Origin of the sequence: Microbacterium sp. (assembly GCF_036277215.1) — a bacterium.
Taxonomy (GTDB): Bacteria; Actinomycetota; Actinomycetes; order Actinomycetales; family Microbacteriaceae; genus Microbacterium.
Window position 1 is genome coordinate 1 of the sequence record NZ_DASUNI010000036.1, and the last position, 15,839, is coordinate 15,839.

Here is a 15,839-nt window from a genome sequence, read left to right on the forward strand (position 1 = left end):
TGAGGTGCTGCTGACCGACACGTACAGCAACTGCCTCGGACCGCTGCGCGACGGCACGGTCGTCGCCGTCTCGACCGACAACGTCATCCTCGCGGGCCTGGCCGCTCAGAACGAGGGTGAGTTCAAGGTCGTCGGCAAGCCCTTCACCGAGGAGCCCTACGGCATCGGCCTCGCGCTGGAGGACACCGAGTTCCGTGACTGGATCAACGACGTGCTGGAGGCCTCCTACGAGGACGGCAGCTACGAAGCCGCGTGGAACGCGACGGCCGGAACGGTCCTGCCGTTCGTCGAGCCGCCGGCAGTCGACCGCTACTGATCGATCCGGTGCCCGGACCGGCGAACACGCCGGTCCGGGCACCACTCACCCTGAGCACGCCGCCGACAGACCTGGGAAGGAGGAGCTGTGGAGCAGCTGATCTCGCTCCTGCCCGAGTTCTGGGCCGGATTCCAGGTGACCCTCCTCCTGCTGGTCGTGTCGGGCGTGCTCGCGCTGATCCTCGGGACCATCATCGCCGCCATGCGGATCTCGCCGGTCGGCGCACTCCGCGGGTTCGCCGCGTTCTGGACCGAGATCGCCCGCAACACCCCACTGACGCTGATCTTCTTCTTCACCGCCTTCGTGCTGCCGATGCTCGGTGTCCGTCTGCCGTACATCCTCCTGGCGTTCATCGCGCTGACGTACTACACGTCGCCATTCGTCGCCGAGGCGCTGCGGTCCGGGATCAACGGCGTGCCGCTCGGCCAGGCCGAAGCAGCGCGCAGCATCGGGCTCGGCTTCGGCCAGACGGTGTCGCTCGTCGTGTTGCCCCAGGCCTTCCGCATGACGGTGCCACCGCTCATCAACGTGTTCATCGCCCTCACGAAGAACACCTCGGTGGCCGGCGGCTTCTTCGTGGTCGAACTCTTCGCGACGACTCGGCAGCTGGCGAACGACAACGGCAACATCGTGCTCCAGATCCTGTTCACCGCCGCAGCGCTGTATCTGGTCATCACGGTCCCGCTGGGACTGGCCGCCGGGCAGCTCGAGAAGCGCTGGGTGGTGAAGCGATGAGCGGAACCAGCGTCCTGTTCGACGCGCCCGGCCCCAAGGCTCGACGCAATTCGCGCATCGCATCGGTGGTCGCGCTCGTCCTGATCCTGGCGGGACTGGCGTGGATCGTGATCACCCTTGCGGCTCCGCGCGAGTCCGGAGGCATCACCCTTCCCGGCATGTTCGACCCGACCCGGTGGAACATCTTCCTCGATCCCGAGCTGTGGGGCTCGATCGGCCGTGGCGTCGTGGCCACCCTCCAGGCGGCTGCCGTCTCGGCGGTCGGTGCGATCGCCCTGGGCGTCGTGCTGTCACTCATGCGCAGCTCGTCGATCGCCTGGCTGCGGATTCCCACCGGATGGCTCATCGAGTTCCTGCGCGGTATGCCGGTGCTGCTGATGATGCTGTTCATCCTGCTGGTCGCCTCGACGGGCGCATTCTGGGCCGTCGTGATCGCCCTGATCCTCTACAACGGCACCCTGATCGGCGAAGCGCTGCGGGCCGGACTCGTCGCGCTGCCGCGTGGGCAGCGGGAGGCGGCGCTGAGCGTCGGCATGCGCGAGTTCCAGTCGAAGATGCTGGTGGAGTTCCCGCAGGCGTTCCGGCAGATGCTGCCGATCATCGTGGCGCAGCTCGTCGTGCTGCTGAAGGACACTTCGCTGGGCTACATCGTCGGCTACAACGAGATCATCCGGAACAACATGAACAACCTCGGAAGCTTCTACGGCAACCGATACATCTTCTCGCTGTTCCTCGTCACCCTCGTGATCTACCTGGCGATCAACCTGACGCTCTCGTGGTTCGCGCGCTGGCTCTCACGCCGCACCGCGAGCGGCGGCGGCAAGACGCGCCGCCGGGGCGGCAGGGTGGCCGATCCGACGGCGCCGGGTGCGCTCCTCGAGGTCGAGGCGAAGGCCGACCTCAGCGGCCGAGCGCCGCGCTGACCCGTCCCCCGCGCGCGGGGAGCGGCATGGGCCGTCGGTAGACTCGACTCTCGTGTCTGACTCACCCGACAACGCGCCCTCCGAGATCACGCCCGAGGCGGTGGATGCCGCCGTTCAGGCTGCGATCGATGCCATCGCCGCGGCATCCGACACGGCAGGGCTGAAGGCCGCCCGCACCGCGCACAGCGCCGAGGGCTCGCCGCTTGCGAAGCTCAACTCCCGGCTGCGGGACGTCGCACCCGAGCGCAAGGCCGAGTTCGGCAAACTGGTCGGCCAGGCGCGCGCCCGCGTCAACCAGGCGTTCGCCGCGCGCGAGGAGCAGGTCGCGCAGACCGAGACGGCGGCACGGCTGGAGTCAGAGCGTGTGGACGTCACCGCACTCGCGGCTCGCGCACGCGTCGGGGCGCGGCATCCGATCTCGCTCCTTCAAGAGCAGATCGCCGACATCTTCGTGGGCATGGGGTGGGAGATCGCCGAGGGTCCCGAGCTCGAGCACGAGTGGTACAACTTCGACGCCCTCAACTTCGACGCCGACCACCCGGCGCGTCAGATGCAGGACACGTTCTTCGTCGATCCCGTCGAACGGCACCTGGTGATGCGCACGCACACCAGCCCGGTCCAGGTCCGTTCGATGCTCGAGCGCGATCTGCCGATCTACGTGCTGTGCCCGGGGCGCGTCTTCCGCACCGATGAGTTCGACGCGACCCACCTGCCCGTGTTCACGCAGTTCGAGGGTCTCGTGATCGATCGGGGCATCACCATGGCGAACCTCAAGGGCACTCTGGATCACGCTGCGCGCGTCCTGTTCGGACCCGAGGCGAAGACGCGTTTCCGCGCGAACTTCTTCCCCTTCACCGAGCCGTCCGCCGAGCTGGACCTGTGGCATCCGACCTTCAAGGGCGGCGCACGATGGATCGAGTGGGGCGGCTGCGGCATGATCAACCCGAACGTGCTGCGCGCAGCCGGCATCGACCCGGAGCAGTACTCCGGCTTCGCGTTCGGAATGGGCGTCGAGCGCACCCTCATGTTCCGCAGCGACGTGCAGGACATGCGCGACATGGCCGAGGGCGATGTGCGGTTCAGCGAGCAGTTCGGGATGGTGGTCTGATGCGCGTCCCGCTCTCCTGGCTGCGCGAGTACGTCGATGTGCCGGCGGATACCGCTCCCGAAGACGTCCTCGCTGCCCTCGTCCGCGTCGGCTTCGAAGAGGAGGACGTGCACGGTTTCGAGCTGTCCGGTCCCATCGTGGTCGGCGAGGTGCTCGACTTCGTGGAGGAGCCCCAGTCCAACGGCAAGACGATCCGCTGGTGCCAGGTGCGCGTCGCGCCGGACGGTGAGACGGCGGCCGACGGCGGACCCGCGGTGCACGGCATCGTGTGCGGCGCACGCAACTTCTTCGTCGGCGACAAGGTCGCCGTCACGCTGCCCGGCGCTGTGCTGCCCGGGCCGTTCCCGATCGCCGCCCGCAAGACCTACGGCCACGTCTCGGACGGCATGATCGCCTCCGCGCGGGAACTCGGGCTCGGCGACGAGCACGACGGCATCCTTCGCCTGGCGACCCTCGGCATCGACGCCCCGGTCGGCACCGATGCGATCGAGCTGCTCGGCCTGAACGATGTCGCGGTCGAGATCAACGTGACTCCCGACCGCGGCTACGCCCTCTCGGTGCGGGGCGTCGCCCGCGAGTACTCGCACGCGACCGGGGCGGTCTTCCACGATCCAGGCCTCCGGCCGCCGCACGAGGTCGAGCCGGGCCACGGCTTCGTGCTCGCCGTCGACGACGCCGCCCCGATTCGCGGCCGGGTGGGCGCGTCCGAATTCGTCGTCCGGGCCGTGCGTGGCGTGGACGCCTCGGCTCCGACACCCGCATGGATGATCGCGCGGCTCACGCTCGCCGGTATCCGGTCGCTGGGTGTGCTCATCGACATCACGAACTACGTGATGCTGGAGCTCGGCAACCCCATTCACGGATATGACCTCGACAAGCTCGCCGGGGGGATCACCGTGCGGCGTGCGGCGCCCGGTGAGAGGCTCGAAACGCTCGACGGCAAGGTGCGCACGCTGGATCCGGAGGACCTGCTGATCACCGACGCGTCGGGTCCGATCGGTCTGGCCGGCGTCATGGGCGGCGGGACCACCGAGATGGGTCCCGACACCGAGAACGTGCTCATCGAGGCGGCGATCTTCGACACGATCTCGATCGCGCGCACCGCGCGCCGTCACAAGCTTCCGTCCGAGGCGTCGCGTCGCTTCGAGCGCGGCGTGGATCCCGGCATCCCGTTCGTTGCCGCGCAGCGGGTCGCCGACCTGATGGTCGAGCTGGCCGGAGGCACGATCGACGATCTGGGGGCAGCGCTGTTCGCGCGGTGGGAGGCGCCGCAGCTGACCCTGCCGGTGGGTTTCGTGCAGGGTCTGATCGGTGTGAACTACCCGACGTCCGAGGTGATCGGAGCGCTCCGGCTCATCGGCTGCGATGTCGACGACCGCGGGGACGAGCTCGTCGTCTCGCCCCCGTCTTGGCGCCCCGACCTCACCGACAAGTGGACGCTCGCGGAGGAGGTCGCCCGGATCGAAGGGTACGACCGCATTCCGTCGATCCTCCCGACGCCCCCGTCGGGCCGCGGCCTGACGGCAGCGCAGCAGGGGCGACGCCGTGTCGGCAACGCCCTCGCTGCCGCGGGCTATGTCGAGACGCCGTCGTTCCCGTTCACGACCGAAGACCAGAACGATCTGCACGGCTCCGCGTCGGGTGCGCACCTGCCCAGTGTCAAGCTCGCGAACCCGCTCGACGGGCAGGCGCCGTTCCTGCGGCGCAGCCTCGTGCCCGGTCTCCTCCGCGTCGCGCATCGCAACGTCGCCCGCGGACTCACCGACGTCGCGGTCTTCGAGACCGGCACCGTCTTCCTCCCGGAGCCGGGCATCGCGTACGGAACGTCGTTCGTGCCTCCGCTCGCCGTGCGGCCGGATGCGTCGACGCTGACGGCGCTCGATGCGTCCATCCCACCGCAGCGCCGGCACGTCGCCGTCCTGCTGACCGGGTGGATCTCACCGAAGCAGCCCGGTGCGGCCGCGGCGGCCGCGGGTCTGTCCGACGCGCTGGACGCCGTCCGGACCATCGCATCGGCGGCCGGCGTGACCGTGGAGGTCGTGCAGGGCGAGCGCGCAGCGCTGCATCCCGGACGCACCGGCGTGCTCTCGGTCGGCTCGACCGAGGTGGGTTACGTCGGCGAGCTGCTGCCGGCTGTGGCTGAGGCGGCCGACCTTCCCGGTCGCGTCATCGTCGCCGAGCTCGACCTCGATCTGCTGCTCTCGCTGGCCGGTGAGAAGGTCGTCGCCGCGTCGCTATCGGCGTACCCGGCCGCGACTCAGGACCTGTCGCTCGTCGTGCCCGCCGACGTTCCGGCCGCCGAGGTGCGCGCCGCCGTGGTCGAGGGCGCCGGAGAACTCCTCGAGTCGGTGCGTCTGGTCGACGACTACCGCGGGGCGGGTGTGCCCGACGGCTCGAAGAGCCTCACGTTCGCCTTGCGGTTCCGCGCCGCCGACCGCACCCTGACCGCTGCGGAGGCGACTGACGCCAAGCTCGCCGGGGTGGCGGCGGCGGCCGAGCGCTTCGGAGCGACGCTGCGCGAGTAGTCCACCGGAGAAGGTCTGCCGCCGAGCGGACGCCTTGCGTCGAGCGGACGGGTTGCCGACGTCCCGAACTCGTGCATCCGACGCGAAGCCGTGCACTCGGGAGTCACGCGCTCAGCGCCCTGCACGAGCCGCGATTTGCGGATGCCGCGACCGGGCGACTATCGTCGCCCCATGCCTTCGGCAGCGCCTCTCTCCGCCTCGCTCGTTCCGAGCGTCGCTTCCGCGCGCCGACGTCTGGACGGACGCCGACTGTAGGCGACCCTGCGCCCCTCCGAGGAGGGGGAGCCGTGGGCGTCGCCGTCTGAAGCCCCCGACCCCAGACTCTAAGGTGGAATCCATGACATATTCGGTCGCCGTCTCCGGCGCATCCGGCTATGCGGGCGGCGAGATCCTCCGGATCCTCTCCGCGCATCCCGACGTCGAGATCCGCACCGTCACCGCGCACTCCAACGCCGGACAGCCCCTCACCTCGCATCAGCCGCACCTCCGCTCGCTCGCGCACCTGACGCTGCAGGAGACGACTCCCGATGTGCTCGCGGGGCACGACATCGTCTTCCTCGCGCTGCCGCACGGACAGTCCGGCCAGTACACGGATGCGCTCGCCGACGCCCCGCTCGTGATCGATGCGGGCGCCGATCACCGTCTGGAATCGGTCGCGGACTGGGACCGGTTCTACGGCGGTGACTTCCACGAGGCGTGGACGTATGGCGTTCCCGAGCTTCCCGTCGGCGGCTCCAAGCAGCGCGATCGGCTGGTCGGGGCGACGCGCATCGCGGCGCCCGGCTGCAACGCGAGCACAGTCAGCCTGAGCCTGGCGCCGGGCGTCGCTGCCGGCGTGATCGACCCGTCCGACATCGTCAGCGTGCTGGCCGTCGGGCCGAGCGGCGCGGGCAAGAGCCTCAAGACGAACCTGCTGGCCGGTGAGATCCTCGGCTCGGCCAATCCCTATGCGGTGGGCGGGACGCACCGGCACATCCCCGAGATCCGTCAAGCTCTCGCCGCGGCTCGAACCGACGATGCAACAGCGACCGGCGGTGCGACGCGGGGTGAGGCGGCGGCGGACCGCGGCATCCGGATCTCCTTCACGCCCGTGATCGTGCCCATGTCGCGCGGGATCCTCGCCACGAGCTCAGCGCCGATCGCCCCGGGCGCCGGCGACGACGAGATCCGCGGGGCGTGGGAGGCGGCGTACGGCGACGAGACCTTCGTGCAGCTCCTTCCCGCAGGAGACTTCCCGCGCACGGCCGACGTGCTGGGCGCCAACACCGCTCTGCTCGGCCTGGCGATCGATCGCCCGGCGAACCGCGTCGTGGTGGTGACCGCCGTGGACAATCTGGTCAAGGGCACGGCAGGCGCCGCGGTCCAGTCGATGAACATCGCGCTGGGCCTGCCCGAGGGTCGCGCGCTCACCGTGAACGGAGTCGCCCCATGAGCGTCACAGCAGCCGACGGGTTCGAGGCCGCTGGAGTCGCGGTCGGGCTCAAGTCCTCGGGAAATCTCGATGTCGCCGTCGTGGTCAACCGGGGCCCGCTCAAGGTGGGCGCCGCGGTCTTCACCTCCAATCGGGCCAAGGCGAACCCGATCCTCTGGTCGCAGCAGGCGGTGCAGGACGGGGTCGTCGAGGCCGTCGTGCTGAACTCCGGCGGGGCGAACTGCTTCACCGGCTCGTTCGGGTTCCAGACCACGCACCAGACCGCCGAGAAAGCGGCCGAGTTGCTCGGCGTCGGCTCGGCGGACATCCTGATCTGCTCCACGGGTCTCATCGGCACCGGCGACGAGGTGTTCCGCGCCAAGGTGCTCGACGGCACCGAGAGGGCCATCGCCGCGGCGAGCGCCGACGGCGGAGACGCGGCATCGCTGGCGATCATGACGACCGACTCCAAGCCGAAGAGGTCCGTCGTCACGCAGGGTGGATGGACGATCGGCGGCATGGCCAAGGGTGCCGGGATGCTGGCCCCCGGCCTTGCGACCATGCTCGTCGTGATCACGACGGACGCGGTGCTGGACGCCTCCGACGCGGACGCCGCGCTGCGGCGCGCGACGAGCGTCACATTCGACCGGCTCGACTCCGACGGATGCATGTCGACGAACGATCAGGTGACCCTCATGGTCAGCGGTGCGTCCGGTGTCAGGCCCGCCCGCGACGACTTCGCCGATGCGCTCACCCAGGTCTGCCTCGAACTGGCCACGCAGTTGCAGGGCGACGCCGAGGGCGCGTCGCACGACATCTCGATCGAGGTGGTGCACGCGGCATCCGAGCCCGACGCGGTCGAGGTGGGCCGCTCGGTGGCACGCAACAACCTCTTCAAGGCCGCGATCTTCGGCAACGACCCGAACTGGGGTCGCGTACTGGCAGCGATCGGCACCACCGCGGCGCAGTTCGATCCCTACGACGTGGACGTCTGGATGAACGGAGTCCGGGTGTGCAGCGGAGGCGGCCCCGACGCATCTCGCGACGACGTGGACCTGACCCCGCGCTCGACGCGCATTCTGATCGACCTCAAGGTCGGCGACGCGTCCGCGACGATCCTCACGAACGACCTCACCCACGACTACGTCCACGAGAACAGCGCGTACGCGACATGAGCGACATCGATCTGCAGGACACCGACCCCGCCGAGGCCAGCGCCAAGGCGGCGACCCTCATCGAGTCGCTGCCCTGGCTCCAGCGCTTCAACGACCAGGTCATCGTGATCAAGTACGGCGGCAACGCGATGGTCAGCGAGGAGCTCCAGAGCGCTTTCGCCGCCGACATCGCCTACCTCCGGTACGTCGGCGTCAAACCCGTGGTCGTCCACGGCGGCGGCCCGCAGATCTCGTCGATGCTCGACCGGCTGGCGATTCCGAGCGAGTTCAAGGGCGGCTACCGGGTCACCAGCACCGAGGCGATCAGCGTCGTGCGCATGGTGCTGACCGGACAGATCAACCCGCAGCTGGTGGCGAAGATCAACGCTCACGGTCCGCACGCGACCGGCCTGTCGGGCGAGGATGCCGGCCTGTTCGGCGGCCGCCGCCGGGGCGTGGTGGTCGACGGGGTCGAGCACGATCTCGGCCGGGTGGGCGACGTGGTCGAAGTGGATCCACGTCCGGTGCACGATCAGCTCGCCGCGGGCCGCATCCCGGTCGTCTCGAGTATCGCTCCCGACCTCGATCGTCCCGGCCACTCGCTCAACGTGAACGCGGATGCCGCGGCCGCGGCCCTCGCGATCGCTCTGGGCGCCGCGAAGCTCGTCGTGCTCACGGACGTCCCCGGGCTCTACGCAGACTGGCCGAATCGCGATTCGCTCGTCTCGCACCTGACCGCCGCGGAGCTGCGCGGGATGCTGCCGACGCTCGAGTCGGGGATGATCCCGAAGATGCAGGCGTGCCTGGACGCGGTCGAGGGCGGGGTCGCCACGGCGGCGATCATCGACGGCCGCGTGCCGCACTCGGTGCTCGTGGAAATCTTCACCAGCAAGGGAATCGGAACAGAGGTGGTGCTCGGATGAGCTGGCAGGATGATGCAGGCCGCGATCTCGTGCGCAGCTTCGGCGAGCGGATGGCGATGTTCGTCCGCGGCGAGGGCGCGTATCTGTGGGATGCCGGGGGACGTCGCTACCTCGACTTCCTCGCCGGGATCGCGGTGAATTCGCTCGGCCACGCGCACCCCGTTTTCGTCGAAGCCATCGCCTCCCAGGCGGCTACCCTCGCGCACGTCTCGAACTACTTCGCGACGCCGCCGCAGCTCGAACTCGCGTCGCAGCTCAAGCGGCTCGCGGGCACGGGCGACTCGGGGCGGGTGTACTTCGGCAACTCCGGCGCCGAGGCCAACGAGGCCGCCTTCAAGCTCGCGCGCCTGCACGGCGCGGCGCGGGAGGGCACTCCCGCACGTCCCCGCATCCTCGCCCTCACCGACGCCTTCCACGGACGCACGATGGGGACCCTCGCGCTCACCGGAAAGCCCTACATGCAGGAGCCGTTCCTGCCGATGGTGCCGGGCGTCGAGTTCATCGACTCCACGATCGAGGCGCTCGAGGCGGCGCTCGACGACCGCGTCGCGGCCCTGTTCGTCGAGCCCATCAAGGGCGAGGCCGGTGTCATCGACCTGCCGGAGGGCTACCTCGCCGCGGCGCGCGAGTTGACGAGCCGGCACGGCGCACTGCTCATCATCGACGAGATCCAGACCGGTGCGGGCCGTACGGGGGAGTGGTTCGCCTTCCAGCACGCAGGCATCAGTCCGGACGCGATCACGGTCGCCAAGGGCATCGGGGGTGGATTCCCGATCGGAGCGCTCATCACGTTCGGCTCGGCGAGCGATCTGTTCTACCCGGGCACGCATGGCTCGACCTTCGGCGGCAACGCCCTCGGGACGGCCGTGGCCGGCGCAGTCCTCGCCGAGATCGAGAACGAGGACCTCGTGCGCAACGCCGCCGAGCGCGGGCGTCAGCTGCGCGCGGCGATCGCCGGGATCGACTCGCCGCTGGTGGGCGGATTCCGCGGCCAGGGCCTTCTGATCGGCATCGGGCTCCGGCATCCGGTCGCCAAGGCGATCGTGGCGGCGGCACAGGAGCACGGGCTCATCGTCAATGCGCCGAACGACGAGACGATCCGTCTGGTGCCCGCGCTCAACATCGGCGACGTGGAGATCGACGAGTTCGTCCAGCTGTTCACGGCGTCGCTGCGCACGGTCGAGGATGCCCTGGTGCTCGACGCGGCGTCCGAGGGAGTCACCGCATGACGCGGCATCTCCTGCGGGACGACGACCTCACGGCGGAGGAACAGGCCGAGATCCTCGATCTCGCCGTGTCGCTCAAGAAGGATCGGTGGAAGCTGAAGCCGCTCGCGGGCCCGCAGACGGTCGCGGTCATCTTCGACAAGTCCTCCACGCGCACCCGGGTCTCGTTCGCGGTCGGAATCGCCGATCTCGGTGGGACGCCGCTGATCATCTCGACGGCGAACAGTCAGCTCGGCGGCAAGGAGACTCCGTCCGACACTGCTCGGGTCCTCGAGCGTCAGGTCGCCGCGATCGTGTGGCGCACGTACGCGCAGGGGGGCCTGGAGGAGATGGCCGCGGGAACCCGCGTCCCGGTGGTCAACGCCCTCAGCGACGACTTCCACCCGTGCCAGCTGCTGGCGGACCTGCTGACGATCCAGGAGCACAAGGGCGAGCTGCGGGGTCTCACGCTCGCCTTCTTCGGCGACGGGCGCTCGAACATGGCGCACTCGTACATGCTCGCGTGCGTCACCGCGGGCATGCACGTACGCGTCGCGTCGCCCGAGTCGTACACGCCTCGCGAGGACGTGGTCGCCGACGCGGACCGTCGCGCCATCACGACGGGTGGATCGCTCACGCTGTACACCGATGCGAACGAGGCGGCCGCGGGGGCGGACGTCATCGTCACCGACACGTGGGTGTCGATGGGCAAGGAGGAGGAGAAGCTCGCACGACTGCGCGACCTGGGCGAGTACAAGGTCACCCGCGAGCTCATGTCGCTGGCCAAGCCGGAGGCGATCTTCATCCACTGCCTGCCCGCCGATCGCGGCTACGAGGTCGAGGCCGAGGTGATCGACGGACCGCAGAGCGTGGTGTGGGACGAGGCCGAGAACCGACTGCACGCGCAGAAGGCGCTGCTGGTGTGGCTGCTTCGCCAGGACTAGACCCGGCGGGCGGCGCAGTCCCGGCGCCGGGCACGGCTCGATCCGGCAGGACCGCGCCGAGCGGCGCAACGGTCGCGCCGCGGGGGTGGCTCGCCAGCCGATGGGACCGGCTCAACGGACGCCAGCGCGTCGCGGGGGTGGATCTGGCGCGGGGGCTCGCGGTGTTCGGGATGATTGCGGCGCACCTGCTGTGGATCGACGATCTCGATTTCTCGGATGCCGCCACCTGGGTTGCCGTGGTCGACGGACGATCCTCGATCCTCTTCGCGACACTGGCGGGAGTCTCGATAGGCCTCGTGACGGGTGGCCGGCGGCCGCTGCCGCCGCTCGAGCTGCGGCTCGCGCGCGGCCGCCTCGTGGTGCGTGCGGCGCTGCTGTGGGTGCTCGGGGTCTTCCTGATCGCGACGGGGGTCCCGGTCTTCGTCATCCTTCCTGCGTACGCGATCCTCTTCCTGCTCGCGCTGCCCCTGGTTTCTCTGGGTGCCAGGACCCTCTTCCTGCTCGCCGCCGGGCTCGCCCTGGTCATGCCGCTCGTGCAGCCCGTGCTCGATCACCTCCCGGTCTGGTCGACGCGGTCCGGGCAGCTGCTGGCCGCCGTCATCGGCTGGCACTACCCGTTCCCGGTCTGGATGGCCTTCGTCGTTGCGGGGCTGGGCGCCGCCCGCGCGGGCATCCTCTCCGCGCGGGTGCAGCTGTGGATGCTGGGTGCGGGTGCAGCGCTGGCGGTGGCGGGATACGGCTTGGATGCCGCGACCAGACCGGATGCGCCACCCGTCGCCATTTCGTACTGGGACGAGGTGTGGACGGCAGCGCCCCACTCCAGCGGGCTGCTCGAGGTCATCGGCTCGGGGGGCTTCGCGCTCGCGACGATCGGCCTCTGCCTGCTGGTCTGCCGGACGCTTCTGACCTGGGTGGTGCTCCCGCTGCGTGCGGTGGGCGCGATGCCGCTCACCGCGTACACCGCTCAGCTGGTGATCTGGGCGATCGCCGCCACGGTCATCCTCGGCAATCCGAGCGACCTGCGCGGATTCCGCGACCTGGAGCCGTTCTGGCCGATCACGGGCGTCCTCGTGATCGCGTGCACTGCGTGGGCGTTGCTGATCGGCCGCGGCCCGCTGGAATGGCTCATCGACCGCGCCGCACGACTCGCCGTGCGGCGTGGTTAGGCTGAACGGATGAGCGATGCGAAGGGCGACGGCACCAACGAGGGCGCGCTGTGGGGCGCGCGATTCGCGTCGGGGCCATCGCCGGAGCTCGCCGCGCTGAGCCGGTCCACCCACTTCGATTGGGATCTCGCGCTCTACGACATCGCGGGGTCGCATGCACATGCGAAGGCCCTCGCGGCGGCGGGGTATCTCACCGCCGACGAAGAGCAGGCCATGCACGACGGACTCGACGTGCTCGCGCGCGGCATCACCGGCGGCACACTGCGCCCGGGCGCGCAGGACGAGGACGTCCACGGCGCGCTCGAGCAGGCGCTCATCGCGCAGGTGGGTCCCGAACTGGGTGGGAAGTTGCGAGCCGGTCGCAGCCGGAACGACCAGATCGCCACTCTCGTTCGCATGTACCTCCTCGATCACTCGCGCACGATCGCCCGCGACATCCTGCGAGTCGTCGATGCCCTCGTGGCGCAAGCCGAGGCGCATCCCGAGGCGATCATGCCGGGACGCACGCACCTGCAGCATGCGCAGCCGGTGCTGCTGGCGCACCACCTGCAGGCACACGCCTGGCCGCTCGTGCGCGACCTGGAGCGCCTCCGCGACTGGTCGGTGCGCGCGGCGGTCTCACCGTACGGCGGGGGAGCACTCGCCGGGTCCACGCTCGGGCTCGACCCGCAGCTGGTTGCGCGCGAACTCGGACTGGCGCGGCCCTCCGAGAACTCGCTCGACGGCACGTCCGCGCGCGACGTCGTGGCGGAATTCGCCTTCATCGCCGCGATGATCGCCGTCGACATCTCGCGCTTCGCGGAGGAGATCATCCTGTGGAACACCCGCGAGTTCGGTTTCGTCACCCTCGACGACGGCTACTCGACCGGCTCGAGCATCATGCCGCAGAAGAAGAATCCCGACATCGCCGAGCTGGCCCGCGGCAAGGCGGGCAGGCTGATCGGCAACCTCACCGGACTCCTGTCGACACTGAAAGGCCTGCCCCTGGCCTACAACCGCGACCTGCAGGAGGACAAGGAACCTGTTTTCGACTCGGTACGCACCCTGGAGGTCGTGCTTCCCGCATTCGCCGGAATGGTCGCCACCCTGTGGTTCGACACCGAGCGGATGGCCCATCTCGCACCCCAGGGATTCTCTCTGGCGACCGACGTGGCCGAATGGCTGGTCAAACGCGGCGTGCCCTTCCGGGACGCGCACGAGATCTCCGGGGAGTTGGTCAGGCTCTGCGAGGATCGCGACATCGAACTGCATGAGGCCACCGATGCGATGCTCGCATCCGTCTCGCCGCATCTGTCCGGGGAGGTGCGTGAGGTTCTCACCATCGAGGGCTCCGTCGCGAGCCGGGACGGGGTCGGCGGCACCGCGCCGGTGCGCGTGGGCGAGCAGCGCGCAGAGCTGATCGCCCGCGTCCAGGCGGCCGCGCACGCGCTCGGCCTGTAGCACCGTTCTCAGCCCCGGATCCGTTCCGCCTCGTTCACCGCGCCCGCGACGTCATCGGCGGTCTTCTTGGTCCGTGCGATGAGGTCCGAGAGCGCACTCGCCGCCTGCGGATCCTCGGACGGGACGTCGATCCCCGTCAGGAAGGCGAGAGCGACGACGGCATCCTGGTGCGCGCCGAGGGCGTCCTGCAGCGCTTTGCTCCTGTCGATCGTGTCGTCCGCGTGCGGACCGATCACCGGCGCGGCCAATTCGACCGCGTACCGGTGACGCTTCGCCGCCTTCCGCGCATCGTGCAGCAGGTCGGCCGCGTCGGCATCCTCGTCAGCCGAAGCGGCGTGCGCGCGATCGAGGCGCGAGCGCCAGCGGGCGTCGGCCTTCTCCACCTTTCTCGCGGCTCGATCCGCGGGCCGGGCGCTCTTACCGCCGAGCGGCGGGTCGTCCCGCCACCGGGCGACCACCGCGTACAGCGCGGCGCCCCGGACGCTGCTGAGGCCCTCGGTGGCAGCTTCCCACGCCTCGATGCGGTCGTGCTGGATCTCGTCGGCGATCACCTGGTTCGCGGCGTGACCCGTCGCAGACTCCTCCTCGGTGAATCGCTCGGCGAGCACCTGCAGGTCCCGCACATCCCCCAGCAGCAGCCCGGCCCAGCGCAGCTCCTTGGCGAAGCTGGCGGCGTGGTCGGCGTCGTAGACGCTTCCGAACGTGCGGAGAGTCGCGCGCAGGCGCCGGATGGCCACGCGCGCGGGGTGGACGAGGCTCTCGTCGCGCGATGCGAGAGCGAACCGGGCGTCGAGGATCACGGCGCATTGCTCGCCGACGTACGCCTGGACGAGGGCGCCCAGGGTGTCGACGGTCGCCCGAGAGTCACCCATGTCGGTGGACGCCCTTCACCAGATCGCCAATCTCACGAGGGCACCCACGATGCACGCCCACAGCAGACTGGACAGCGTGCCGATGATGAAGCGCTCGCGCGCCTCGGCGGCGGCGAGCTCTGAGAAGCGACCGACACCCTTGACCGCGACGACGATCGCGATCGCCTCGGGGTAGCCGGCGATCAACGCGATCACGACCGAAAGCCGCTCGAGGTAGCCGATGGTCGTCCCGCCGCGCAGCACCTCCGTCGCGGTGACCGTCGCCGTCTCCGATCCGTCGCCGACGCCTGCTGCGTCGGCATCCAGCATGATCCCGCCGTTCGCGCCGTCGCGGACCCGGCCGTGCGTGGCGATCTCGAGAATTCGGCGGGTCACCGGGTTTCCTCCCAGCACGGCGACCGCCGTTCCGAGCAGGGCGACGATCAGCCCCATGATGAGCGGAACGTTCAGCGGCGAGACGACGACCACGATCAGCGAGAGGACGACAAGCGCGCCGGCGACGATCAGGGGGACCGTCGTGGGTCGCTTCAGGCTGAGGATGACGAGCACCAGAGCAGCACCCAACGCGAGGAACAGGAAGATCGACAGCAGCGCGACGATGATCGTCTCGGGGAAGATCACTGGCATGCTCGTCAGTCTGTCACGGCCCGTCTGATGACCGGTCGAGCCGCTCCAGCGTGCGCACGAGTGCCGGTGTCGCGGCCTCCTCCAGCCGCAGGCCCGCGGCTTTGGCGCGCAGGCTCACGGCCGTCGGGGTGATGCCCAGGCGGCTTGCGATGCGCTTCTGGGTGAGACCCTGGGCCAGAAGGTCGGCCACCTCCCACCCCTGCTCGGAGCGGCGGTCGCGCAGGTCGACCAGAAGCCGCAGATAGGCCTGGGAGTCCTCGGCCGCGACGGGGTCCGCAGACGAGACCGCGATCCGGCCGGGCGCCGACTTCGCCCGATCGACCGCGTCCCGTGCGAGGACGAACACCGCGCCTCGTGCGGCCCGGATGTCGGGAGGAAGCGGCGTCTCGATCGCACCCACCCCGAGGCCGACGCTCCAGCGACCGTCCCGCAGCAGCTCGAGGCTGATGGTGAGCGCAGCCGCGGCGCTCGCGGTGAGGGTCTGCAGTTC

General features: G+C 69.9%; 14 protein-coding genes and 1 pseudogene. 12 read left to right on the forward strand and 3 right to left on the reverse strand.

Annotation, left to right across the window (positions count from 1 at the left end):
- From VFX99_RS01795 to argH, 12 genes and pseudogenes are all read left to right on the forward strand, one after another.
- Positions 1 to 316: pseudogene (locus VFX99_RS01795) on the forward strand (transporter substrate-binding domain-containing protein); the annotation flags it as partial.
- Between the two features lie 87 nt (positions 317 to 403).
- A complete protein-coding gene (locus tag VFX99_RS01800) occupies positions 404 to 1,051 on the forward strand; it encodes an amino acid ABC transporter permease (RefSeq protein WP_329664607.1) in 648 nt (215 codons plus the stop codon).
- Positions 1,048 to 1,974 (forward strand): amino acid ABC transporter permease, encoded by a 927-nt coding sequence (locus VFX99_RS01805; protein WP_329664608.1) that lies wholly within the window; start codon positions 1,048 to 1,050, stop codon positions 1,972 to 1,974. The genes VFX99_RS01800 and VFX99_RS01805 overlap by 4 nt, the downstream gene beginning before the upstream one ends.
- 52 nt (positions 1,975 to 2,026) lie before the next feature.
- A complete protein-coding gene (gene pheS / locus VFX99_RS01810; protein ID WP_329664609.1) occupies positions 2,027 to 3,082 on the forward strand; it encodes a phenylalanine--tRNA ligase subunit alpha in 1,056 nt (351 codons plus the stop codon).
- On the forward strand, positions 3,082 to 5,607 hold the full coding sequence (pheT, locus tag VFX99_RS01815; protein ID WP_329664610.1) for a phenylalanine--tRNA ligase subunit beta: 2,526 nt from the start codon (positions 3,082 to 3,084) through the stop codon (positions 5,605 to 5,607). The genes pheS and pheT overlap by 1 nt, the downstream gene beginning before the upstream one ends.
- A gap of 337 nt (positions 5,608 to 5,944) precedes the next feature.
- On the forward strand, positions 5,945 to 7,039 hold the full coding sequence (gene argC, locus VFX99_RS01820; protein WP_329664611.1) for an N-acetyl-gamma-glutamyl-phosphate reductase: 1,095 nt from the start codon (positions 5,945 to 5,947) through the stop codon (positions 7,037 to 7,039).
- A complete protein-coding gene (gene argJ, locus VFX99_RS01825) occupies positions 7,036 to 8,193 on the forward strand; it encodes a bifunctional glutamate N-acetyltransferase/amino-acid acetyltransferase ArgJ (protein ID WP_329664612.1) in 1,158 nt (385 codons plus the stop codon). Before argC ends, argJ begins: the two co-directional genes overlap by 4 nt.
- Positions 8,190 to 9,095, forward strand: a complete 906-nt coding sequence (argB, locus tag VFX99_RS01830; RefSeq protein WP_329664613.1) for an acetylglutamate kinase — start codon at positions 8,190 to 8,192, stop codon at positions 9,093 to 9,095. The genes argJ and argB overlap by 4 nt, the downstream gene beginning before the upstream one ends.
- Positions 9,092 to 10,324 (forward strand): acetylornithine transaminase, encoded by a 1,233-nt coding sequence (locus VFX99_RS01835; protein WP_329664614.1) that lies wholly within the window; start codon positions 9,092 to 9,094, stop codon positions 10,322 to 10,324. Before argB ends, VFX99_RS01835 begins: the two co-directional genes overlap by 4 nt.
- Complete coding sequence (argF, locus tag VFX99_RS01840; RefSeq protein WP_329664615.1) at positions 10,321 to 11,244, forward strand: ornithine carbamoyltransferase; 924 nt, start codon at positions 10,321 to 10,323, stop codon at positions 11,242 to 11,244. The genes VFX99_RS01835 and argF overlap by 4 nt, the downstream gene beginning before the upstream one ends.
- A gap of 137 nt (positions 11,245 to 11,381) precedes the next feature.
- Positions 11,382 to 12,410: a heparan-alpha-glucosaminide N-acetyltransferase domain-containing protein gene (locus VFX99_RS01845; RefSeq protein ID WP_329664616.1), complete on the forward strand. Its 1,029-nt coding sequence runs from the start codon at positions 11,382 to 11,384 to the stop codon at positions 12,408 to 12,410.
- A 9-nt stretch (positions 12,411 to 12,419) separates the two neighbouring features.
- The gene (argH, locus tag VFX99_RS01850; protein ID WP_329664617.1) at positions 12,420 to 13,850 is read left to right on the forward strand and encodes an argininosuccinate lyase; all 1,431 of its coding nucleotides are present in this window, start codon (positions 12,420 to 12,422) and stop codon (positions 13,848 to 13,850) included.
- An 8-nt stretch (positions 13,851 to 13,858) separates the two neighbouring features.
- Here argH and VFX99_RS01855 read toward each other — a convergent pair whose 3' ends face one another.
- The 3 genes from VFX99_RS01855 to VFX99_RS01865 form a co-directional block, all read right to left on the reverse strand.
- Positions 13,859 to 14,722: a CHAD domain-containing protein gene (locus VFX99_RS01855; RefSeq protein WP_329664618.1), complete on the reverse strand. Its 864-nt coding sequence runs from the start codon at positions 14,720 to 14,722 to the stop codon at positions 13,859 to 13,861.
- Between the two features lie 15 nt (positions 14,723 to 14,737).
- Positions 14,738 to 15,349 (reverse strand): hypothetical protein, encoded by a 612-nt coding sequence (locus VFX99_RS01860; protein ID WP_329664619.1) that lies wholly within the window; start codon positions 15,347 to 15,349, stop codon positions 14,738 to 14,740.
- Positions 15,350 to 15,362: 13 nt separating this feature from the next.
- Positions 15,363 to 15,839: DNA-binding protein (locus VFX99_RS01865; RefSeq protein ID WP_329664620.1), on the reverse strand; the 477-nt coding region annotated here is incomplete at its 5' end.